Raw genomic sequence first — 21,788 nt, 5'->3', positions numbered from 1 at the left:
TCCGTCCTCATTATTATTGTGTTTGGGCGCAACGCCGGCACGCAGGGTGCCCGGCCACGATAGAAATAAGCCCTTGGCGCACAACAGGGCAGGGTATTGGCGGACACGGAAGGGGACTTCTGCGGACAGTCCGCCAACCCTGTGCTAACTTCCTTCGACATAACCGGTTACAAAAATAACAATTCAGCGTGATCCGGAATGTCAGCCCCCATGAACGTAAAAGTCCAAGACCCGACCTTCGAAATGGCGCTGGTGTCGCCGTTTCTCCTGCAAACCCTGGCCGAAGTCGCCGCCAACAAGGGCGTCGAGCCGCAGAGCCTGTGCCGTGGCCTGGGTTTTGATTTCGAAGATCTGCAGGATCCGGCGCAGCGGATTTCCTACCGCCAGGCCGTGGCGATGATCCAGCGGGCGCTTAAAGCTTTGCCCAATCAGGGGCTGGGCCTGTGGGTGGGCGCACAGAACGTGCTCGGGACGCTCGGTTTGCTGGGGCACGTACTGTCGCTGTGCAAGACCTTGCGCGATGCGTTCGACATTGGCGTTCGGCATCAGCACACCTCCGGCGGGATTGTCGTTTCCAGCGTCGATGTGGTGGGCGATCAGGTCTACGTCGACGTTGAATGCCGGCTGCCGTTTGCCGAGGTGCAGGTGTTTGCGGTGGAAGAGTTTTTCGCCAGCCTGCTGGTCTATGGCCGGGCGCTGGTGGGCGAGACGTTCAAGCCGATTGCCGTGGAATTCATGCATGCGGCGCCGGATTACGTTGATGAATACCGGCGCCTGCTGGGGCCGGAGGTGCGCTTCGGTTGCCTGCACAATCGGATGCTGATCGACGTGCAATGGCTGGATGTGAACCTGCCCAATCATCATTCGCTGGCGCTGCGTCAGGCGGTCAAACTGCTGGAACTGGAAGCGGCGCAGGTTCATCAGAAACTTGATCTGATCCAGGCCGTGGAGCGGGCGATTGCCCGGGATCTGAGCCGGGGCAGCCATATTGAAAAGATTGCCGGTGACTTGAACATGAGCAGCCGGACTTTGCGCCGACGGCTGACTGAGCACTCGCTGACATTCGAAGCGTTGCTGGAGCAGGTGCGGCAGGCGCGCACCATGAGTTTGCTGGCCAATCCTGATATGCCGATCGAGCGGATTACCGAGGAGGTCGGCTATAGCGATGTGCGCAGTTTTCGCCGGGCGTTCAAGCGTTGGACGGGGAAGAGCCCGAGTGCGTGGCGCAGCGAGTGCGTCATCTGATCCCCCACAAACCCTCCGCCTACAGTTAAACTCCGCGCTCTTTCCAAGGAGTCGACATGAGTTACTACCAGCCGGGCATTCTCGCCACCCCTGTTCCGCCGCAAGCACGTCACCTGTTTTTCGCTCTCGAGTCGGTTGAAGCGCTGCCGCAGGCGATCGACAACCTGCTGAACCTGGTGGATGGCAAGTCGGCGGTGGTCGGTTTTGGTGAATCCCTGGCCAAGGCCCTGAATGTGCACGTCGACGGCCTGCGCAGCTTTCCGGCGCTGACCGGTGTCGGCGTGGAAAACCCGTCGACCCAGCACGCCCTGTGGGTCTGGCTGCACGGCGTCGACCGTGGCGAGCTGCTCAATCGCAGCACTGCGCTTGAGGCCGCCCTGGCCCCGGCGCTGCGTCTGGTGCAGATGCAGGAAGCTTTCCGCCACAAGGACGGCCATGACCTCACCGGTTATGAAGACGGCACCGAAAACCCCCATGACGAAGCCGCCATCGCCGCCGCACTGCAAAGTGAAGGCGCTGACGGTCTGGTCGGTGGCAGCTTCGCTGCGATCCAGCAGTGGCAACACGACCTCAAGGGATTCCATGCGCTGTCCGCTGAAGACAAGGACAACATCATGGGCCGTCGCCTGAGCGACAACGAAGAGATCGACGACGCCCCGGTGTCCGCTCACGTCAAACGCACCGCTCAGGAAAGCTTCGCCCCGGAAGCCTTCGTCGTGCGCCGTTCGATGCCGTGGATCGAAGGCGATCGCGCCGGCCTGATGTTCCTCGCGTTCGGCTTCTCCCTTGATGCCTTCGAAGCGCAACTGCGGCGCATGAGCGGTCTGGAAGACGGCATCACCGACGGTCTGTACCGCATCAGCCGGCCGATCACCGGCGGCTACTACTGGTGCCCGCCGCTGCAAAACGGCCACCTCGACCTGCGCGCACTGCGCATCGGCTGAGGCGCAAGCATGAACGTGGTGCGTTGGGGCATGATCGGTTGCGGCAGTGTCGCTGAACGCAAGAGCGGGCCGGCCTTCTACAAGGCGCCCGGCTCGGCGTTGGTGGCCGTCATGGGGCGACGCCTCGAAGCGGTGATCGATTACGCCGCGCGCCACGGTATCGCCCGGACTTACACCGACGTCGATGCCCTGATCAACGACCCCGAGGTGGACGCGGTGTACATCGCCACGCCACCCGACAGCCACCACGCCTACAGCCTGAAAGTCGCCGCCGCCGGCAAGCATTGCTGCGTGGAAAAACCGATGGCGCTCAACGTCGGGCAAAGCCGCGAGATGCAGCAGGTGTTTGCCGATGCCGGTTTGCACCTGTTCGTCTCCTATTACCGCCGTTCATTGCCGCGCTTCCAGCAGGTGCGGCAATGGCTGGAGCAGGGGCGCATCGGTGAGGTGCGGCATTTGAGCTGGACGCTGACCAAGGCACCATCGCCCAAGGATCTGGACGGCAGCGCAAACTGGCGCACCGATCCGGCGGTGGCGGGTGGCGGGTATTTCGCGGATCTGGCCAGCCATGGATTCGACCTGTTCCAGTACCTGCTCGGCGACATCGTCGAAGTCGCCGGCTTCACCGCGCGTCAGGCCGGGTTGTACGCGGCGGAAGATGCGGTCAGCGCCAGTTGGCGATTCGCTTCGGGCGCGCTGGGCATGGGTTGCTGGAGCTTTGTCGCGGACCGGCGCGAGGATCGGGTCGAGATCATCGGCAGCCAAGGGCGGATCGGTTTTTCGGTGTTCGACGAACATCCGGTCGAGCTGCACGCCGATGAACACATCAGCCTGGAAATCTCCCATCACGAGCACATCCAATGGCACGTACTGGGCATGAATGCGCAGATTCGCGGTGAGTCCCGGCACCCGGCAGTCGCCGCCGAAGCCCTGAAGACCGATTGGGTCATGGATCAGATTCTCAAACGCTACTGATTCGCTGGTCGCACTCAATACCAATGTGGGAGCGGGCTTGCTCGCGAAGTCGGAGTGTCAGTTACCAGAATAGTGCCTGACACGACGCATTCGCGAGCAAGCCCGCTCCCACATTAAGAAATTGCGCCACCTGTCTAACCTTATGCTCATTCGGTATTTCTCAAGCTTGTCATAACGTCTCTAAGATCACGTCATAACTCGTTATAACAAGTGATCCCGTGATGACCGATAACGTTCTCTCCTTAAGCAGCGTTCCTCTGCACACCCAACTGCGCGACGTGCTGCGCGCCCGGATTCTCGACGGTGAATACCCGCAAGACAGCCAGATGCCGTCTGAAAGCGAGCTCGGCGCACTGTTCAAGGTCAGCCGCATCACCGTGCGCCAGGCCCTGGGCGATCTGCAGAAGGAAGGGCTGATCTTCAAGATCCACGGCAAAGGCACCTTCGTCGCCAAGCCCAAGACCTTTCAAAACGTCAGCACCCTGCAAGGCCTCGCCGAATCCATGACCGGCCGTGGCTACGAGGTGATCAACCGCCTGCGCAGCTTCAAATTCATCGCCGCCGACAAATTGGTCGCCGAGCGTTTGCAGGTCGCCGAAGGCGAAACTGTTGCGCAGATCAAACGCGTACGCCTGATCAATCGCGAGCCGATTTCGCTGGAAATCACCTACCTGCCCAAAGCCGTCGGCGAGCGGCTGGAGAAGGCTGATCTGGTGACCCGCGACATCTTCCTGATCCTCGAAAACGGCTGCGGCATCGCCCTCGGCCACGCCGATCTGGCCATCGACGCGGTGCTGGCCGACAGCGACCTGACCCAGGCACTGAACGTCGAGGCCGGCTCGCCGATCATGCGTATTGAGCGTCTGACTCACGACGCCAACGGCCAGCCGCTGGACTTCGAACACCTTTACTACCGTGGCGATGCGTTCCAGTACCGCCTGCGGATCGACCGGCAAAAAGGGGCCTGAACATGACCCGCAATACTCTCGAACAGGAATACGACATCGTCGTGATCGGCGGCGGCACTGCCGGCCCGATGGCCGCGATCAAGGCCAAGGAAAAGAACAAGGAACTGCGCGTGCTGCTGGTCGACAAGGCCAACGTCAAGCGCAGCGGCGCGATCAGCATGGGCATGGACGGCCTGAACAACGCGATCATCCCCGGCCACTCGACGCCCGAGCAGTACACCAAGGAAATCACCATCGCCAACGACGGCATCGTCAATCAGGCGGCGGTGTACGCCTACGCGACGCACAGCTTTGAAACCATCGAACAACTCGACCGCTGGGGCGTGAAGTTCGAGAAGGACGAAACCGGCGATTACGCGGTGAAGAAAGTCCACCACATGGGCGCCTATGTGCTGCCGATGCCGGAAGGGCACGACATCAAGAAAGTCCTGTATCGCCAGTTGAAGCGGGCGCGGGTGAGCATCACCAACCGCCTGGTCTGCACCCGTTTGCTGACCGACGAGGAGGGCGCCGTCAACGGTGTGATGGGGTTTGACTGCCGCACCGCCGACTTCCATGTGATCAAAGCCAAGGCAGTAATCCTCGCTTGTGGCGCGGCTGGCCGGTTAGGTCTGCCGTCCTCGGGCTACCTGATGGGCACCTACGAAAACCCGACCAACGCCGGCGACGGTTACGCGATGGCGTATCACGCCGGGGCCGAACTGGCGAACCTCGAGTGCTTCCAGATCAACCCGCTGATCAAGGACTACAACGGCCCAGCCTGCGCCTACGTCACCGGCCCGCTGGGTGGCTACACCGCCAACAACAAGGGCGAACGCTTCATCGAGTGCGACTACTGGAGCGGGCAGATGATGTGGGAATTCCACCAGGAACTGGAAAGCGGCAACGGCCCGGTGTTCCTCAAGCTTGATCACCTGGCCGAGGAAACCATCCAGAACATCGAGGAAATCCTCCACAGCAACGAACGCCCGAGCCGTGGCCAGTTTCACGCCAATCGCGGCACCGATTACCGCACGCAGATGGTCGAGATGCACATCTCGGAAATCGGTTTTTGCAGCGGCCATTCGGCGTCTGGCGTGTGGGTCAACGAGCGCGCCGAAACCTCGGTGAAGGGGTTGTACTCGGCCGGTGACATGGCCGCCGTGCCGCACAACTACATGCTCGGCGCGTTCACCTACGGCTGGTTCGCGGGCAACAACGCGGCGGAGTTTGTCGCCGGGCGCGAGTTCTCTGCGCTGGATGCCAAGCAGATCGAAAAGGAAAAGGCCCGGGTCTACGCACCGCTGGATCGCGAGCATGGGCTGCCGCCGGCGCAGGTCGAGTACAAGCTGCGACGCTTCGTCAACGACTACCTGCAACCGCCGAAAGTGACCAAGAAAATGGAAATCGGCCTGCAACGCTTCAGCGACATCGAGCGCGATCTCAACGAGATGAAGGCCAACAACGCCCACGAACTGATGCGCGCCATGGAAACCAGCGTGATCCGCGACTGCGCCGAAATGGCTGCCCGCGCCTCGCTGTTCCGCGCAGAAAGCCGCTGGGGCCTGTACCACTACCGCGTCGATCACCCGCAACGGGACGACCGCGAATGGTTCTGCCACTGCCACCTGAAGAAGGGCGAGGACGGGCGCATGACCAGTTTCAAGAAAGCCGTCGAGCCTTACATCATCCCCCTCGACGCCGAGGAAATGCAGGCTTACGACCGCTTGCGGGTCGGCGCTTTCGCCGCTTGATGCATCACTAGAGAGAGTCCGAACCATGGCCTATCAAGCCCAGGAAATCTTCTTCCGCTCCAATGCCCCCGTCACCGTGGACGAGGACAAATGCATCGCCGACAAGGGCTGCACCGTGTGCGTTGACGTCTGCCCCATGGACCTGCTGGCGATCAACCCGGCCACGCAAAAGGCCTACATGGCCTTCGATGAGTGCTGGTACTGCATGCCGTGCGAAAAGGACTGCCCGACTGGTGCCGTCAAAGTCGAAATCCCTTATCTCCTGCGGTGACCCCAAATCCACTGTGGGAGGGGGCTTGCTCCCGAAGAGGCCGGCATTGCTGGCATCACTATTGACTGAAACACCGCTTTCGCGAGCAAGCCCGCTCCCACAGGGGATTTGTAGCGAGCCGATAGCCATCCGGAAAACCCCGGACGCTGGATTCACCAAACACCCCTCGTTTCCCACCGCGCCCTGATCGCGGCGGAGACGAACATCCTATAAATGATTCGAGGGGATTCAACCATGTTGCGTGCAGCAATCGCCGGTCTGGTACTGGCTTCGTTCACCCTGTCGGCCTCGGCCGAAACCATCCGCATTGCCATCGGCACCCAGGACACCACCATCAACTGCGCCGCCGGCGGCCTGTTGATTCGTGAGCTGGGCCTGCTCGACAAATACCTGCCTCACGAGGGCGCCTATAAAGACGCCAAATATGACGTGCAGTGGAAAAACTTCACCAGCGGTGCGCCGCTGACCAACGAGATGGTCGCCGGCAAACTCGACTTCGGCGCCATGGCCGATTTCCCCGGTGCGTTCAACGGCGTGGCGTTCGAAACCGCCGGCAAACACAGCCTGTTCATCAGCGTGCTGTCGGGCAGCATCAAGGGCAGCGGCAACGGCATCGTGGTGCCGAGCGCGTCGGGCGTGCAGTCGCTGAGCGAGCTCAAGGGCAAGACCATTTCCGTACCGTTCGCGTCCACCGCCCACGGCATGCTGCTGCGCGCGGTGGCGGAGCAGGGCTGGGATCCGCTCAAGGACGTGAACATCATCGCCCAGCCGCCAGAAGTCGCAGGCTCGGCGTTGCAGGCCGGCAAGATCGACGCCCACGCCGACTTCGTACCGTTCGCCGAGCTGTTCCCGAGCCGTGGCTTCGCTCGCAAGATCTACGACGGCGCCCAGGCCAATGCACCGACCTTCCACGGTGCGCTGGTGGATCAGGCCTACGCGAAAAAATACCCGGAAATCGTCGTTGCTTACCTGCGCGCCAGCATCGAGGCCAATCAACTGTTGGCCGCCGAACCGGAGAAATACAGCGAGCTGATCGCCAAGGTCACCGGCGTTGATGGTGAGGTCAATTACCTGTTCCACGGCCCGCTCGGCGTGCAGACCCGCGACCTGAGCTGGAAACCGGAATATCGCCAGGCTGTGGGCACGGCCATCGACACGCTGAAGCTGCTGAAGAAGGCCGATCGTGGGCTCGATCTGAATACCTTTATTGACGATCAGTACATCCGTGCGGCGTTCAAGGCTTCGAATCTGGATTACACCGCGCAACTGGCCAACTACGCGCAGACGCCGTTGAAGTCTGTCGATGCGGTGACTGGAAAAGCTATCAGCGATTTCAGCCATGTCGCGGAAATCTGGGTGCGCGGTGAGGACAAGGTCCGGCGCTATGCCTCGGCTGAAGAGGCGTTCACCGCGCTGGCCGGCCTGAAGTCGGAAGGCAAGAACATCCGGGCGGTGTATGCCCAGGCGAGTGACAGCGGAATCAAGTTGCTGGCGGAGCAGGCGTGGTTTGCCAGCGATGCGAAGGGGCGCCTCAGCGCGTTTCTGCTCAAAGGCCAAGCCCAGCAATACGCGTCGGCGCAGGGCGGGAAGGTTCTCGACTTCACCGACGCCACGACCCAGGCCGTGGCCACCCGTTGACTCAAACGTAGATCGTTCCCACGCTCCGCGTGGGAATGCCGCTATGGACGCTCTGCGTCCGCTTTGGATGTGACGCGGAGCGTCACAGGATGCATTCCCACGCGGAGCGTGGGAACGATCAGAGGTGATATATGTTTTCACGCTGGATCCCCCGAGCCGCCTCATTGCTGCTCTGCCTGCTCTTCTGGCAACTAGCCGCCAGCCACCACTGGAACCTCGGCCTCGTCACCTTCGCCAACGTCCCAACCCCGCTGGCCGTGATCGAAGCCGCCCTCGGCCTCGGCGACTCCGGCAAGCTCATCCAGCACCTGAGCGCCAGCCTCGGCCGGGTCTTCGCCGGCTACCTCGCGGCGCTGGTGATCGGCATCGCCCTGGGCCTGGCCATCGGCCGCTCAAAGTGGGCCGAAGACCTGCTGCTGCCACCGTTGGAAGTGCTGCGCCCAATCCCCGCCGTCGCCTGGATTCCACTGGCCATCCTGATGTTCCCATCCTCCGAACTGTCGATGGTCTTCATCACCTTCACCGGCGCGCTATTCCCGATCCTGCTCAACACCGTGCACGGCGTCGAAGGCGTCGACCCGCGCCTGATCGCCTCGGCCAAAAGCCTCGGGGCCGGGCGTCGGGCGATTCTGCTGGAAGTGATCCTGCCAGGCGCCGCGCCGAGCATCATCACTGGCCTAGCGATCGGCATGGGCACGTCGTGGTTCTGTCTGGTGACCGCTGAAATGATCTCCGGCCAGTTCGGCATCGGTTACTACACCTGGGAGTCCTACACCATCCAGAACTATGCGGACATCGTGGTCGGCATGTTGCTGATCGGCGTGTTGGGCATGGGCAGCAGCCTGCTGATCAAACGCCTGGGCGGGCTGTTCACGTCCTGGCATCGTCCACGAGGAAAAGCCTGATGAGCGTGATGCAAACCCCGGCAGGGCGGATCGATATCCGTCAGCTATCCATTGTCCTCGGCGAAGGCCGGCAAGCGTTTGAAGCGGTGCAGGGGCTGGATTGCCAGATCGAGCCCGGCCAGTTCGTGTGTATTCTCGGTCCGTCCGGTTGTGGCAAGTCGACCTTGCTCGGCGCGCTGGCCGGGCATCTGCAGCCCCATGGCGGGCAGTTGAAAGTCGACGGCACCGACGTGTCCGGCCCGTCACCGCAACGCGGCATGGTGTTCCAGCATCACACCCTGTTCCCGTGGCGCACGGTGCGCGACAACGTTGCCTTCGGCCTGAAAATGCGTGGAATCGGCAAGTCCGAGCGCCATCGCGCCGCCGATGAAATCCTCAAACTGGTCGGCCTCGAAGGCTTCGCCGAACGCTGGCCCGATCAACTTTCCGGCGGCATGCAGCAACGGGTGGAGATCGCCCGGGTGCTGGTCAACCGGCCACGGCTGTTGCTGATGGACGAACCCTTCGGCGCACTGGACGCGCTGACCCGGCTGAACATGCAGGAACTTCTGCTGGACATCTGGACACGGATTCGCACCACCGTGGTGTTCGTCACCCATGACATTGACGAAGCGCTGTTCCTTGCCGACCGCTTGCTGGTGATGAGCGCACGACCGGGGCGAATCATCGAAGACCTGCGCCTGGATTTCCCCCGGCCACGCACCACCGAACTGGTGACCAGCCACGAATTTTCGCGCCTCAAGCGCCACTGCCTCGACTTGCTGCGCCACGACAACGACCGACCGCTGCCGCGCCTCAATCCGCTCGGCCTGCCTCCTGAAAACTCTTTGCCGAGATTTGCCCTGTGACTTCATTTTTTGCTTTGACCGATAACGACGACATTCTCGCCCTGCAACCACGCCTGACCGCCGATGATGCCGGGGTGCGGCGGATTGCCCTGATCGACCTGGCCGACCTCGAAGAGCCGGACGGTCTGCTCTGGCTGGTCGAACGACTGGCCGAAGACCCTGCCGAAGAGGTGCGTGCCGAAGCGGCGCGTTTATTGGAAGCCTGGGAAGACGAGCCGGTGGTTGAAGCGCTGTGCCAGGCGCTGACGGATCCGTCGCCGGCGGTGCAAGCCGCTGCGGCGCAGAGCCTGAGCCTGCTCAAGACCGAAGCGGCGGGCAGGGTGATTCTGCCGTGGACCAGCCATGCCGAAACCGGCGTGCGGATTGCCGCGTTCCGGGCCTTGCGCGAGTTGCGTTTCCCCGGCGCTGCGCCGGCCGCGATTCAGGCGCTTAGCGATGCCGACGCCAGCGTGCGCCGTGAAGCCGTCGGCGTGCTCGGCTGGCTCAAGCAACTCGACGCACTGCCGGCTCTGGCCCGATTGGCGAGTGATGACCCGGACACCGAAGTTCGCCGCGCCGCCACCGGCGCCCTGGGTCTGGCAAGTGACGCCGAAGTGCTGCCAGCCTTGCGTCAAGCCTTGCAGGACCAGGCCTGGCAAGTGCGCGAAGAAGCCGCGACCACCCTCGGCAAGGTCGGCCACACCGACGCGGGCCCGGCGCTGATCGAAGCCTTGGCCGACGACTACTGGCAAGTGCGCCTGCGCGCTACCCGTAGTCTCGGGCGCCTCAAGTACGTCGCTGCCCTCGACGCCTTGATCGACACCCTCGGCCACCGCATCAGCAACCTGCGCAAGGAAGCCGCGCTGGCCCTCGGCGAACTGAACGATCATGGGGCCGTGGCCGCATTGCAGGCCGCGCAGGACGACGGCGACCCGGAAGTGCGCAAAGCCGTGCGGATTGCCTTGAGTCAGTTGCAATGAACCCGCTGTCGGTCGGCAATTCCCAACGTGAACACCGATTGCGGCTGAGCTGGCCGGATGGCCGCGAGCAGTTGCTTGACCATGCCGAACTGCGCCGCCAATGCCCGTGCTCGCAATGCCGGGCGTTTCGCCTGCGGGGCTCGCCGCCCATGGTTGACCCGCGTGTGCGGGTCCTCGAATTGAACGCTCAGGGCTACGGTCTGCAACTGGTGTTCAGCGACGGCCATCAGCGCGGGATTTACCCGTGGGCCTATCTGGCGCAGCTGGAGGGGATCACTGTCCCGCCGTCATCGCCGGCCGACAGCCATGGAAAATATCCAGCCCCGGCTGATACAGCGACGTCCTGACCTCGAACAACCCCAGCACCGAGTGGAACAGGTTGTCATGGCTCAGATCCGGCTGACTGCTTTTGCCTTGCAGGCAGCCACGGTCGATGCCCAGTTGCGCCAGGGTGTTGTTGCCGAACCACATCACCATCGGTACATGGATCTGCGCCTCAGGCGCCAGCGCATAAGGCGCGGCGTGCAAGTACAGGCCGTTTTCGCCCAGGGATTCGCCATGGTCGGAGACGTACAGCATCGACGTATCGAGGTGGTCCTGATTGCGCTTGAGCAGCTCGATCACCTTGGCCAGGAAATGGTCGGTGTAGAGGATCGTGTTGTCGTAGACGTTGACCAGTTCGTCACGGCTGCAACTGCCCAGTTGATTGGTGTGGCAGATCGGTTTGAAGCGCTCCATGTCCTTGGGATAGCGCTCGTAGTATTCCGGGCCGTGACTGCCGTCGGCGTGGAGGACGATGATCGCGTTGCCCTTGAGGCGGTCGATGTAGCCTTGCAGGTCAGCCAGCAGCGCTTCGTCGAGGCAGTTGTTGCCGTCGCAGAACGGCCCCGGCTGGTTCTTCGCGATGTCGCGGTTCGGCACGCGCAGGCAGGTGCCCTTGCAGTCGCTGTTGTTGTCCAGCCACAGCACCTGTACGCCGGCCCGTTGCAGGATATCCAGCAGGCCTTCGTAGGTTTTGCCTTTCTTGTCGCTGTAGTCCTCGCGCGGGAACATCGAGAACATGCACGGCACCGACACCGCCGTCGAGGTGCCGCAGGAATGCACGTTGGTGAAGTTGATGATGTCGAGTTTGCTCAGCTCGGGATTGGTCTCGCGCTCATAGCCGTTGAGCGAGAAATGGTCGGCCCGGGCGGTTTCGCCGACCACGAACACCATCAGCGATTTCTTCTCGCGACCGGCCGCCTTGGCGCTCATCACCGCGTCTTCGCCGATGGCCTGCACCACGAAATGCTTTTTGATCCCCAGCCGTTGCTTGGTGTATTTGCTGATCGCGTAGATGTAGTTGGTCGGGTTGATGAAGTGGGTGAGCTTGTCTTCCTCGCGAAAGATCGGCGCGTAGGTCGAATAGAACGCGCCCACCGAAGCGCCGATCACCAGCACACAGGCCACGATCACCAGCACCTTGTTCAGCAAGCCCCGAAAGAACGACCGATAAACCACCGGCCAGCGCCAGATCAGCACGGCCGGCAACACACCGAGCAACAGCACGTAAGCCAGAAGTTTGCCGCTGAACAGCGCCGTGGCTTCCCCGGGGTTGGTTTCGAACACGTTCTGGATCATCACCGTGTCGATGGTGATGCCGTATTCGTTCATGAAATACGCCGCGCAAGACGAAAGCACAGCCACCAGCGTCAATGCCGGTTTCAGCGTCCAGCGAAACGACACCAGGGTCAGCAGCAGGGTGATCGCCGCCCACAGAAACAGCCCGAAGGAGGCGAAAAACGCCAGTTTCTGTGCGCCTTGCAGGGTAATCAGCGTTCCCAGCGCCTTCCAGGTCGCCAGGTTGTACAGCGCCACCAGTGCCAGGGAAAACAGCAGCACCAGGCGGGTCGGAGTGATGACTGGCAAGCGCAGTCCTTTGCCCAAAGCCATTTGAATCTTTCCTCTACCGATAGAAAACACATACGAATGTGCTCCTGACTGTAGAAGATGATGGGTAAAAATTTTGTAAACATCCGGTAACAGTTTTTCAGCGATGGCTGACGTAACTCAGGTGGCCGTTGAGCACCGCGCGATGAAGTGGGACCGAGCTGACTGGCGGTGCTTGTCAGGAAATTCCCACAAGAGTACAAATGTACTCCATGACGACTCTGACTCCCCGCCGTACCGCCATCCTGACCTTTATCCGCGAACGCATCGCCGAACACGGTCAGCCCCCAAGCCTCGCTGAAATCAGCGAGGCTTTTGGTTTTGCCTCCCGCAGCGTGGCGCGCAAGCATGTGCTGGCGCTCACCGAAGCCGGGTTTATCGAGGTCAACCCGCATCAGGCCCGGGGCATTCGTTTGCTCGGGCAACCGGCGCGACCGGAACTGCTCGAAGTGCCGGTGCTCGGCCGAGTGGCCGCCGGTGCGCCTATCGGCGCCGATGCCGACCTGCACAATCGGCTGATGCTCGACCCGGCGCTGTTCTCCCGCACGCCCGACTACATGCTGCGGGTGCAGGGCGATTCGATGATCGAGGACGGGATTCTCGACGGCGATCTGGTTGGCGTGCGGCGCAACCCCGAGGCGCTCAATGGCCAGATCGTGGTGGCACGACTCGACGGTGAGGTCACCATCAAACGCTTCGAACGGGTCGGCGATGAGGTTCGCCTGTTGCCGCGCAACCCGGCGTACCAGCCGATTGTGGTGCGGGCCGATCAGGATCTGGCCATCGAAGGGGTGTTCTGCGGTCTGGTGAGGCAAGGCTGATGGGGGCCGTCGTTGCGCTGGATACGCTGTTCAATGGCGGCCAGGTCTGGAAGGGCCGGCCTGCGCCACCGGCCGCCAGCCCGCAACCCACCGGCCACGCGGCGCTGGACGCTGCCTTGCCCAGTGGCGGCTGGCCGGAAGCGGCGCTGAGCGAAATCCTGCTGGCCGGGCCCGGTGTCGGTGAGCTGCAACTGGTGTGGCCGACGTTGGCGCGGTTGTCGGCGGCGGGCGAGCGCATCGTGCTGGTGGCGCCGCCGTTCGTACCGTACCCGCAGGCCTGGGCCAATGCCGGGGTCGATCTGCGGCAGTTGTCGGTGATCCAGGCCAGCGAGCGCGATGCGTTGTGGGCGGCGGAACAATGCCTGCGCTCGGGCAGCTGCGGTGCGGTGCTGTGCTGGCCGCACAAGGCCGATGATCGCGCCTTGCGTCGTTTGCAGGTGGCGGCGGAGACCGGCCAGACCCTGGCGTTCGCATGGCGGCCATTGAGCGAAGCGGTCAACCCGTCGCCGGCCGCGTTGCGCATTGCCATCGATGCCCGCCCGGCGCAATTGCGCGTGCTCAAGTGCCGGGGTGGTCTGGCGCGCAGCGCACCGATTGCCTTCACCGTGGGGCATTGAGGTCTTCATGCGCTGGGTTTGCATTCTGTTCCCGCAATTGGCCCTCGACGCCGTACTGCGTCAGCGCCCCGATCCCGAGCAACCGTTGGCGCTGCTCAGCGGCCCGGCCCAGCGCCGGGTGCTGCAAGCGGTCAACCCGGCGGCGCGGGCACTGGGCTTGCGTCCCGGGCAATCGATGACCGCCGCGCAGGCCATGAGCAAAGGGTTTGCCACCGTCGATTACGACGCAGCCGAGGTCGAGCACTGGCAGCAGTTTCTCGCCGCCTGGGCCTATCGTTTCAGCGCCCAGGTCAGCGTGCATTATCCGCGCACCGTGGTGTTCGAGATCGAATCGAGCCTCGGCCTGTTCGGTTCCTGGGCGCAGTTCGAGGCACGCTTGCGCACGGAACTGACGGAGCTGGGTTTTCGTCACCGCATCGTCGCCGCGCCCAATCCGGTGGCGGCGCGGGTGTTGGCCAACGCCTACGACGGATTGGTGGTGCCCGACGGTGAAGCCCTGCGCCATCACCTCGGGCAATTGCCGGTCGACCGCATCGGCCTTGAACCGAGCGTGGCCACGGCGTTGTCGCGCATGGGCCTGCGCAACCTCCATCAGGTGCAGAACCTGCCGCGTCAGGCCTTGGCCCGACGTTTCGAGGCGCCGATGCTCAAGCACCTGGACACGCTGTTCGGCGCACGGCCGCTGGCGCTGGCGTTCTACCTGCCGCCGGATCGCTTCGATGTGCGCATCGAACTCAATTTCGACGTGCAGTCCCATCAGGCGCTGCTGTTTCCATTGCGCCGCCTGACGTCCGATCTGGCGGCGTTTTTGTGCGGGCGCGACAGCGGCGTGCAGCGCTTCGATCTGCATCTGGAACACGCCGGGTTGCCGGACACGCTGATCAAGGTCGGCCTGCTCAGCGCCGAGCGCGATCCGGCGATGCTGTTCGAGCTGGCCCGTGGTCGACTGGAGCAGGTGCAGGTCGAAGCCCCGGTGCGCGGTTTTCGTCTGCGCGCCGAGGATCTGCCGAGTTTCGTGCCGCAGTTTCAGGAGCTGTTCGACGACCGTCCGCAGCAGACCTTGCCCTGGGAACAATTGCGCGAACGCCTGCGCGCGCGGCTGGGGGATGAGGCGGTGCAGGGCCTGCGCTTTCAGGCCGATCATCGACCGGAGTGCGCGTGGCAGAGCGCCGATGACAAACAGCGTTGTCCTGCATTGCCGGGCGTGCAGCGTCCGGGCTGGTTGTTGAGCGAGCCGCAGTCGGTGCCCGAAGGTTCGGCGCGGATTCTCATGGGCCCGGAACGCATCGAGTCCGGCTGGTGGGACGGTGACGATGTGCGCCGCGACTATTACCTGATCCAGAACCGCGCCGGCCAGCAAGGCTGGGCGTACCGGGCGGTGGGTGAGGGCGGCCCGTTGTGGCTGCAGGGCTGGTTCGCGTGAGTCAGGGTTATGCCGAGCTGCACTGTCTGTCGAACTTCAGCTTCCAGCGCGGGGCGTCCAGTGCACTGGAGCTGTTCCAGCGGGCGAAAAAACACGGCTATCAGGCGCTGGCGATCACCGATGAATGCACCCTGGCCGGGATCGTCCGTGCCTGGCAAGCGGCAAAATCCGTGGAGCTGCCGCTGATCATCGGCAGCGAAATCCGCATCGAGAACGGCCCGAAACTGGTGTTGCTGGTCGAGAACATCGAGGGTTATCAGGCGTTGTGCGGTTTGATCACCCAGGCTCGACGGCGTACCCGGAAAGGCCAGTATCAAATACTGCGCGAGGACTTCAGCGAACCGCTGCCGGGGCTATTGGTGCTGTGGGTGCCGGATTCGGTCGATGAGGTGGAAGAGGGCCGCTGGCTGAAGCAGACCTTCGGCGAGCGGCTGTGGCTGGCGGTGCAGTTGCACCGCGGGCAGGACGATCAGCGGCGACTGGCTGCACTGCTGAGTCTGGCGGATGAACTGCAGATTCCAGCGGTGGCCAGCGGCGATGTGCACATGCACGCCCGTGGTCGCCGGGCCTTGCAGGACACCATGACCGCGATCCGACACCACGTCCCGGTAGCGGAAGCCGGATTGCGCCTGCACCCCAACGGCGAGCGGCATTTGCGCAGCCTCGATGTGTTGCGGGAACTGTATCCGCAGCTATTGCTGGACGAGTCGGTGAGCCTGGCCCGACGCTGCACGTTCGATTTGAGCCAATTGCGTTATCAATATCCGAAAGAGCTGGTGCCCGATGGACACTCGGGCCGTTCCTGGCTGCGACAGTTGACTAAACAGGGCATCGCCTGGCGCTGGGAAAACGGCGCGCCCTTCAAGGTGCTGAGGCAGATCAACAAGGAACTGAAGCTGATCGCCGAACTCGGCTACGAAAGCTACTTCCTCACCGTGCACGACGTGGTGCGCTTCGCCCGTGAGCAGAAAATCCTCTGTCAGGGCCGGGGGTCGGCGGCCAACTCGGCGGTGTGTTTTGCCTTGGGCATCACCGAGATCGATCCGGACCGCACCACGCTGCTGTTCGAGCGTTTCATGTCGAGGGAGCGCAACGAGCCGCCGGACATCGACGTGGATTTCGAGCACGAACGCCGCGAAGAAGTCCTGCAATACGTGTTTCGTCGTTATGGTCGCCGTCGTGCGGCGCTGACCGCGGTGGTCAGCACCTACCACGCTTCCGGCGCGATCCGCGATGTGGCCAAGGCGCTGGGTTTGCCGCCGGACCAGATCAATGCGCTGGCCGACTGCTGCGGCCACTGGAGCGATGACACGCCGCCCGTGGAGCGCCTGCGCGAAGGCGGTTTCGACCCGGAAAGTCCGCTGCTGCACCGGGTGCTGAGCCTGACCGGGCAACTGATCGGCTTCCCCCGGCACCTGTCGCAACACCCCGGTGGTTTCGTGATTTCCGAGCAACCGCTGGACACGCTGGTGCCGGTGGAGAACGCCGCCATGGCCGACCGCACGATTATCCAGTGGGACAAGGACGACCTCGATGCGGTCGGGCTGCTCAAGGTGGATATCCTCGCCCTCGGCATGCTCAGCGCGATCCGCCGCTGTTTCGACCTGCTGCGCCGTCATCGTAACCAGAAGCTGAGCCTGGCGACGATTCCGGCCGAGGATCGCGCCACGTACGACATGATCAGCCGCGCCGACACCATCGGCGTATTCCAGATCGAGTCCCGGGCGCAGATGTCGATGCTGCCGCGCCTGCGCCCGCAAACTTTCTACGACCTGGTGATCGAGGTGGCCATCGTCCGGCCGGGGCCGATCCAGGGCGGCATGGTCCATCCGTACCTGCGCCGCCGGAACAAGGAGGAAGAAGAAACCTATCCGTCCCCGGAACTGGAAGTGGTGCTCAAGCGCACCCTTGGCGTGCCGCTGTTTCAGGAACAGGTGATGCAGATCGCCATTGTCGCCGCCGACTACAGCCCCGGTGAGGCCGACCAGTTGCGCCGCTCCATGGCCGCGTGGAAACGCCACGGCGGGCTGGAGCCGCACAAGGAGCGATTGGCCGTCGGCATGAAGAAGAACGGCTACAGCCCGGAATTCGCCGCGCAGATCTTCGAGCAGATCAAGGGCTTCGGCAGTTACGGATTCCCTGAATCCCACGCTGCCAGTTTTGCCTTGCTGACCTATGCCAGTTGCTGGCTCAAGTGCCACGAACCGGCGGCGTTCGCCTGTGCGCTGATCAACAGTTGGCCGATGGGGTTCTACAGCCCGGATCAGATTCTTCAGGACGCGCGCCGGCATCATTTGCAGATCCGCCCGGTGGACGTGCGCGCCAGTGACTGGGATTGCAGCCTGGAGCCGATCACCGGCGAGCAACCGGCCATCCGCATGGGCCTGCGGATGATCAAGGGCTTTCGCGAGGAGGATGCGCGCAGCATTGAAAGCGCACGGGCGAGGGGTGCGTTTGCCGATGTCGCCGATCTGGGCGAACGGGCCGGGCTCGACAGTCGCGCTCAGGCGCTGCTGGCCGATGCCGGGGCACTGCGCGGTCTGGCCGGTCATCGTCATCGGGCACGCTGGGAAGTGGCCGGGGTGCAGAAACAGCTCGGATTGTTTGCCGGGTTGCCGAGTCAGGAAGAGCCGGATGTGCTGCTGCCGACGCCGAGTGTCAGCGAAGACCTGTTCACCGACTACGCCACACTGGGCACTACGCTGGGGCCGCACCCGCTGACGTTGTTGCGCAACGAGTTGCGGACACGGCGCTGCCGCAGTTCCCGGGAGTTGCTGGAAGTCGAGCATGGTCGGCCGGTCAGCGTGGCGGGGCTGGTGACCGGTCGCCAGCGGCCGGGCACCGCCAGCGGCGTGACCTTCGTGACCCTCGAAGACGAGTTCGGCAACGTCAACGTGGTGGTCTGGCGCGATCTGGCCGAGCGTCAGCGTCAGGTGCTGGTGGGCTCACAACTGCTCAAGGTCGATGGCCGCTGGGAGCGTGAAGGCGAGGTGCGGCACCTGATTGCCGGACGCCTGAGCGATCTGACTCCGCTGCTCAACGGCATCCGCGTACAGAGCCGCGACTTCCACTGATCAGCGCTGTGGCCAGAACCGCTCGCCACCCCCCGGCGCTTCCGTCCACGCTTGCAACGAGCGGGTCGGCAGGTCGAAGTAATCCCGGGTCCGCGCATAACCATGCCCGCCCATGCGCCCGATCGCATCCAGCCCCAATTGATCGATGTACAGGGTTTTCGGGTCGATCAACTCGTCGCGCACATGCGCCATCAACACCTCGCCAAAAATGATCTCCCGGGACTGACCGATGTTCAGCGCCATCATCCGTCGGCATTCCAGCGCCACCGGTGCTTCGCCGATTCGCGGGCATTTGACCGAGGTGCCGGGGATTGCTGTCAGGCCCGCAGCGGTCAACTCATCGAAGCCCGGCGCAAACGGCACGGCGCAGACGTTCATGGCTTCCACCAGTGCATCGCTGACGATGTTGACCGTGAACTCCTGATTCATCTGGATATTGCGCGTGGTGTCCTTCGGGCTCTGGTCGCCATAGTTCTCGACGCCAAGCGCGAGAATGGGCGGATCTGCCGACAGCGCATTGAAAAAACTGAACGGCGCGGCATTGACCCGGCCTTCGCCGTCGATGGTGGTGACCAGTGCAATCGGGCGCGGTACCACGCTGCCGATCAGAATCTTGTACTTTTCCCGTGGGCTCAGTTGGCTGAAATCGAAGCTGTGCATGGCAGTGTTCTCTAAAGAAGTGGATCGATGGCGCTCAACGGCGCTTCGGCGCTGTATTCGTCGGCGAACGCAATGGCCGGCTGGAACAGGGTTTTCCAATCCGGTCGGCCAAAGGCCCGGTCGCTGTGGCTGCGCATCAGTTTTTCGTATTGGCGTTGGGCCTGGCGTTGCAGAGAGGGGTAGTCGACGCCGATGACCTGACCGTCCTGCATCACGCAGCGACCGTCGATGTAACTGGCGAGGCAGTCGTCGCCGCGTCCGGCCAGCAGCAGGTTTTTCAGTGGATCGAACAGCGGGCCCAGATGCAGACCGCGCAGGTTGAACACGGTGATATCCGCTTTGGCGCCGGGGGCCAGACGACCGAGGTCGTCACGGCCCAGCGCCTTGGCGCCGCCGAGGGTGGCGGCGTTGTACAGGTCGAGGCTGCTGGTCAGCGATGGACCACCTTCCATGAGCCGGGCGATGTTCAAACCGTGGCGCATGTTCTCCAGCAGGTCTGCCGGCCAGGTGTCGGTGCCGAGGGCGAAGTTGATGCCTTTGGCACGATAGCGGCCGAACGAATTCAGCGCCTCGCCGTCACGGGCGAACACCAGCGGGCAGTGCACCAGACTGGCGCCGCCATCAATGACCCGCTGCAAGTCGTCATCGCCCGAGGTGTAGAGGCCGTGGGGCAGCAGGCTGCGCGGGGTGAGCAGGTCGAGTTGCTGCAACCAGCCCAGCGGCGTGGTGCCGCGCAACTGTTCGACCATCGCCACTTCCCCCGGCGCCTGACAGCAATGCAGACGCATCGGTGCGTTCAGTTCGCGGCTCAAGGCGGATGTGCGTTGTAGCAGTTTCGGCGTGCAGGTCTGGATGCGATCCGGCAGCAGCGCGCCGCGAATCAACCCGGCGTGGGCGCCATCGAAATCCTTGAAAAACCGTTCGGCCGCGTCCAGTCCCGCCAGGCCCCGAGCCTCATCCCAGTGATGGGCGAGGCTGCCGTCGGCGCGCCAGTAACTCATGCCGCTCATGTAGCAGGGGCCGAGATAGGTACGCAGGCCCAACTCGCCCGCCACGTCAGCGACAGCGGCGAACTCGTCGTAGGTCTCCGCCCATTCGCGGTAGTACATCGAGGTGATCGGCATGGCCGTGGTAATGCCGTTGCGGATCAACTGAGTGAAGGCGTAGCGGTATTTGAAGACCTCTTCCTCGGGGCTGAACGACTCGTGCGGGTCGGCCGCCAGATACTCCGCCGACCACATGCGGCCCATGGCGCGTTCGTCACCGTTGTCCAGGGTCAGCACCGTGGAGTCGAGATCGCCGAGGGCATCCAGGTCGATGAAGCCGGGGCCGATCAGTGCATTGCCGTAGTCGATCCACTGATCCACCGGCCCTTGATAACCGCGCCCGACAAATTCGATGCGCGAGCCGGCAAACACCACTTCGCCGTCGCGCCACAGCACATGTTGCGTGCCGTCGAAACCGACCACGCAACCGGCCTTCAGGCCGATGCGTTTCACAGACGGCTGCCCAGCAAACGACCGCCGCTGGCGATCAGTTCTCCGCCGCGATAGACCTGACGCACCGGCCGCGCGACCACCGCTTCACCGAGGGTTTCCACCGGCATCAGCAGAAAGTCCGCCGGCCGGCCGACGGCGAAGCCGTAATCCTCGATCCCCAATGCGCGCGCACCGTTGACCGTCGCCGCGTCGAACGCCGCCGCCAGTTCATCGTCCTTGCCCAGATCAAAACGGAAGGCCAGCAGCATCGCCCGTTCCAGCATGTCGCCATTGCCCATCGGCGACCACGCATCACGAATGCCGTCGGAACCCAGACACACGTTGACGCCGGTCTCGCGCAGCGCCAGGAAGGGTGGAACGGCGCAATCGGCCGGCGCCGAACTCATCAGCGAAATGCCCAGTGCAGCAAGGCGTTCGGCGACCGGTTTGACCTGACTCCACGGCAGCATGCCCAGGCAATAGGCGTGGCTGATCATCACCCGGTTGTGCAGATTGAAACGCTCGGTGTAATCGGCGATCCGGGCGATCTGCCACAGGCCCAGTTCACCTTTGTCATGCAGGTGAATGTCGACGCCACGCTGGAATTCGCTGGCCAGTTTGAACACGAAATCCAGTTGCGCGATCGGGTCATTGTCGATGCCGCAGGGGTCAAGCCCGCCGACGTTTTCCACGCCCAGGGCCATGGCTTCACGCATCAGCTCGGCAGTGCCGGGGCGGCTGATCAGGCCGGTTTGCGGGAAGACCACCAGCTGCAGGTCGATCAGGTCGTTGTAGGTTTCGCGCAGTTGTTGCATGGCCTCGACGTGGCGCAGGCCGAATTCCGGGTCGATGTCGACATGGCAGCGCATGGTCAGCGAACCCCGGGCGATGCAGTTCTCCAGCAGGGCGCCGGCGCGTTCGGCGATTGGCGCTTTGACTTCGCGCAGCACGCGGCGCTCGTTGCTGATGTAGTCCTTGAGCGTCGGGCCGGCACTGTTCGGGCGCCAGGGCTGGCCGTACAGGGTCTTGTCGAGGTGGACGTGGCTTTCCACCAGCGGGGCGGTCAGGAGCTGGTTCTGGCCGTCGATGTCGGTGGCGGCCAGCGGCGTATTCGAGGCCGGACGGCGTTGGGTGAAGCGGCCGTTTTCGATCAGCAGGTCTTCGGCGGGGGCGCCGTAGGGGCGGATGTTTCTGAGCCAGCGGGGGTGGGACATTTCATACCTCTGTTTCCAGGTTGTCTGGGCGGGCCTCATCGCTGGGAAGCCGGCTCCCACAGGGATTTGTGTCACTCAGAGATCCA

18 protein-coding genes and 1 pseudogene are annotated in these 21,788 nt (G+C 63.3%); 15 read left to right on the top strand and 4 right to left on the bottom strand.

The features are described 5' to 3' along the window. Positions 1–210: 210 nt before the first annotated feature. From K3819_RS16570 to K3819_RS16520, 11 genes and pseudogenes are all read left to right on the top strand, one after another. Positions 211–1,245 (top strand): AraC family transcriptional regulator, encoded by a 1,035-nt coding sequence (locus tag K3819_RS16570; RefSeq protein ID WP_221397490.1) that lies wholly within the window; start codon positions 211–213, stop codon positions 1,243–1,245. 56 nt (positions 1,246–1,301) lie between these two features. Further along, on the top strand, positions 1,302–2,189 hold the full coding sequence (locus K3819_RS16565) for a Dyp-type peroxidase (protein WP_085610495.1): 888 nt from the start codon (positions 1,302–1,304) through the stop codon (positions 2,187–2,189). 9 nt (positions 2,190–2,198) lie between these two features. Continuing rightward, a complete protein-coding gene (locus K3819_RS16560; protein WP_221397489.1) occupies positions 2,199–3,164 on the top strand; it encodes a Gfo/Idh/MocA family protein in 966 nt (321 codons plus the stop codon). A gap of 221 nt (positions 3,165–3,385) precedes the next feature. Next, on the top strand, positions 3,386–4,132 hold the full coding sequence (locus K3819_RS16555) for a GntR family transcriptional regulator (protein ID WP_221397488.1): 747 nt from the start codon (positions 3,386–3,388) through the stop codon (positions 4,130–4,132). A gap of 2 nt (positions 4,133–4,134) precedes the next feature. Continuing rightward, a complete protein-coding gene (locus K3819_RS16550) occupies positions 4,135–5,865 on the top strand; it encodes a fumarate reductase/succinate dehydrogenase flavoprotein subunit (protein ID WP_221397487.1) in 1,731 nt (576 codons plus the stop codon). Between the two features lie 25 nt (positions 5,866–5,890). Continuing rightward, positions 5,891–6,136 carry a ferredoxin family protein gene (locus K3819_RS16545; RefSeq protein WP_041062341.1) on the top strand — a complete coding sequence of 82 codons (246 nt, stop codon included), beginning with the start codon at positions 5,891–5,893 and terminating at the stop codon, positions 6,134–6,136. Positions 6,137–6,370: 234 nt separating this feature from the next. Beyond that, positions 6,371–7,774 (top strand): ABC transporter substrate-binding protein, encoded by a 1,404-nt coding sequence (locus K3819_RS16540; protein WP_221397486.1) that lies wholly within the window; start codon positions 6,371–6,373, stop codon positions 7,772–7,774. 131 nt (positions 7,775–7,905) lie between these two features. Next, positions 7,906–8,679 (top strand): ABC transporter permease, encoded by a 774-nt coding sequence (locus K3819_RS16535; protein WP_221397485.1) that lies wholly within the window; start codon positions 7,906–7,908, stop codon positions 8,677–8,679. Next, entirely contained in the window at positions 8,679–9,527 is an 849-nt protein-coding gene (locus K3819_RS16530; protein WP_221397484.1) for an ABC transporter ATP-binding protein, read from the top strand. Before K3819_RS16535 ends, K3819_RS16530 begins: the two co-directional genes overlap by 1 nt. Further along, on the top strand, positions 9,524–10,486 hold the full coding sequence (locus tag K3819_RS16525) for a HEAT repeat domain-containing protein (protein WP_221397483.1): 963 nt from the start codon (positions 9,524–9,526) through the stop codon (positions 10,484–10,486). The genes K3819_RS16530 and K3819_RS16525 overlap by 4 nt, the downstream gene beginning before the upstream one ends. Next, positions 10,483–10,752 (top strand): annotated as a pseudogene (locus K3819_RS16520) (DUF971 domain-containing protein); the annotation flags it as partial. The gene K3819_RS16525 and the pseudogene K3819_RS16520, both read left to right, overlap by 4 nt. A gap of 7 nt (positions 10,753–10,759) precedes the next feature. On the opposite strand, the gene K3819_RS16515 reads toward K3819_RS16520, so the two are convergent. Further along, the gene (locus K3819_RS16515; RefSeq protein WP_221397482.1) at positions 10,760–12,418 is read right to left on the bottom strand and encodes a phosphoethanolamine transferase; all 1,659 of its coding nucleotides are present in this window, start codon (positions 12,416–12,418) and stop codon (positions 10,760–10,762) included. Between the two features lie 200 nt (positions 12,419–12,618). Between K3819_RS16515 and lexA the strand changes: the two genes are divergently transcribed. Genes lexA through K3819_RS16495 form a run of 4 tightly spaced genes read left to right on the top strand, consistent with a single transcriptional unit; the run spans position 12,619 to position 18,350 of the window. Then, complete coding sequence (gene lexA, locus K3819_RS16510; RefSeq protein ID WP_064381249.1) at positions 12,619–13,236, top strand: transcriptional repressor LexA; 618 nt, start codon at positions 12,619–12,621, stop codon at positions 13,234–13,236. Next, on the top strand, positions 13,236–13,853 hold the full coding sequence (gene imuA / locus K3819_RS16505) for a translesion DNA synthesis-associated protein ImuA (protein ID WP_011334534.1): 618 nt from the start codon (positions 13,236–13,238) through the stop codon (positions 13,851–13,853). The genes lexA and imuA overlap by 1 nt, the downstream gene beginning before the upstream one ends. 7 nt (positions 13,854–13,860) lie before the next feature. Further along, positions 13,861–15,276 carry a DNA polymerase Y family protein gene (locus K3819_RS16500; protein ID WP_221397481.1) on the top strand — a complete coding sequence of 472 codons (1,416 nt, stop codon included), beginning with the start codon at positions 13,861–13,863 and terminating at the stop codon, positions 15,274–15,276. Continuing rightward, positions 15,252–18,350, top strand: coding sequence for an error-prone DNA polymerase (locus tag K3819_RS16495; RefSeq protein ID WP_221397480.1), 3,099 nt, complete (start codon positions 15,252–15,254; stop codon positions 18,348–18,350). The genes K3819_RS16500 and K3819_RS16495 overlap by 25 nt, the downstream gene beginning before the upstream one ends. Here the strand turns inward: K3819_RS16495 and K3819_RS16490 are convergent, their stop codons facing one another. From K3819_RS16490 to K3819_RS16480, 3 genes are read right to left on the bottom strand one after another with little or no spacing between them, the layout of a single operon-like run. Further along, complete coding sequence (locus K3819_RS16490) at positions 18,351–19,010, bottom strand: flavin reductase family protein (RefSeq protein ID WP_064381260.1); 660 nt, start codon at positions 19,008–19,010, stop codon at positions 18,351–18,353. Positions 19,011–19,021: 11 nt separating this feature from the next. Then, positions 19,022–20,509, bottom strand: a complete 1,488-nt coding sequence (locus tag K3819_RS16485; protein ID WP_221397479.1) for an amidohydrolase family protein — start codon at positions 20,507–20,509, stop codon at positions 19,022–19,024. Next, positions 20,506–21,702, bottom strand: coding sequence for an amidohydrolase family protein (locus tag K3819_RS16480; protein WP_085610482.1), 1,197 nt, complete (start codon positions 21,700–21,702; stop codon positions 20,506–20,508). The genes K3819_RS16485 and K3819_RS16480 overlap by 4 nt, the downstream gene beginning before the upstream one ends. Between the last annotated feature and the right edge of the window lie 86 nt (positions 21,703–21,788).

Source organism: Pseudomonas sp. 3-2, from assembly GCF_019710535.1.
Taxonomy (GTDB): Bacteria; Pseudomonadota; Gammaproteobacteria; order Pseudomonadales; family Pseudomonadaceae; genus Aquipseudomonas; species Aquipseudomonas pharyngis.
Note: the sequence above shows the minus strand (reverse complement) of the source record. Positions and strands in the feature narration are given on the sequence as shown.

Excerpts from the sequence above, each read along its gene's own strand:
- K3819_RS16570 (WP_221397490.1), top strand. The coding sequence starts at position 211 with ATGAACGTAAAAGTCCAAGACCCGACCTTCGAAATGGCGCTGGTGTCG.
- K3819_RS16565 (WP_085610495.1), top strand. The coding sequence starts at position 1,302 with ATGAGTTACTACCAGCCGGGCATTCTCGCCACCCCTGTTCCGCCGCAA.
- K3819_RS16560 (WP_221397489.1), top strand. The coding sequence starts at position 2,199 with ATGAACGTGGTGCGTTGGGGCATGATCGGTTGCGGCAGTGTCGCTGAA.
- K3819_RS16555 (WP_221397488.1), top strand. The coding sequence starts at position 3,386 with ATGACCGATAACGTTCTCTCCTTAAGCAGCGTTCCTCTGCACACCCAA.
- K3819_RS16550 (WP_221397487.1), top strand. The coding sequence starts at position 4,135 with ATGACCCGCAATACTCTCGAACAGGAATACGACATCGTCGTGATCGGC.
- K3819_RS16545 (WP_041062341.1), top strand. The coding sequence starts at position 5,891 with ATGGCCTATCAAGCCCAGGAAATCTTCTTCCGCTCCAATGCCCCCGTC.
- K3819_RS16540 (WP_221397486.1), top strand. The coding sequence starts at position 6,371 with ATGTTGCGTGCAGCAATCGCCGGTCTGGTACTGGCTTCGTTCACCCTG.
- K3819_RS16535 (WP_221397485.1), top strand. The coding sequence starts at position 7,906 with ATGTTTTCACGCTGGATCCCCCGAGCCGCCTCATTGCTGCTCTGCCTG.
- K3819_RS16530 (WP_221397484.1), top strand. The coding sequence starts at position 8,679 with ATGAGCGTGATGCAAACCCCGGCAGGGCGGATCGATATCCGTCAGCTA.
- K3819_RS16515 (WP_221397482.1), bottom strand. The coding sequence starts at position 12,418 with ATGGCTTTGGGCAAAGGACTGCGCTTGCCAGTCATCACTCCGACCCGC.
- lexA (WP_064381249.1), top strand. The coding sequence starts at position 12,619 with ATGTACTCCATGACGACTCTGACTCCCCGCCGTACCGCCATCCTGACC.
- imuA (WP_011334534.1), top strand. The coding sequence starts at position 13,236 with ATGGGGGCCGTCGTTGCGCTGGATACGCTGTTCAATGGCGGCCAGGTC.
- K3819_RS16500 (WP_221397481.1), top strand. The coding sequence starts at position 13,861 with ATGCGCTGGGTTTGCATTCTGTTCCCGCAATTGGCCCTCGACGCCGTA.
- K3819_RS16490 (WP_064381260.1), bottom strand. The coding sequence starts at position 19,010 with ATGCACAGCTTCGATTTCAGCCAACTGAGCCCACGGGAAAAGTACAAG.
- K3819_RS16480 (WP_085610482.1), bottom strand. The coding sequence starts at position 21,702 with ATGTCCCACCCCCGCTGGCTCAGAAACATCCGCCCCTACGGCGCCCCC.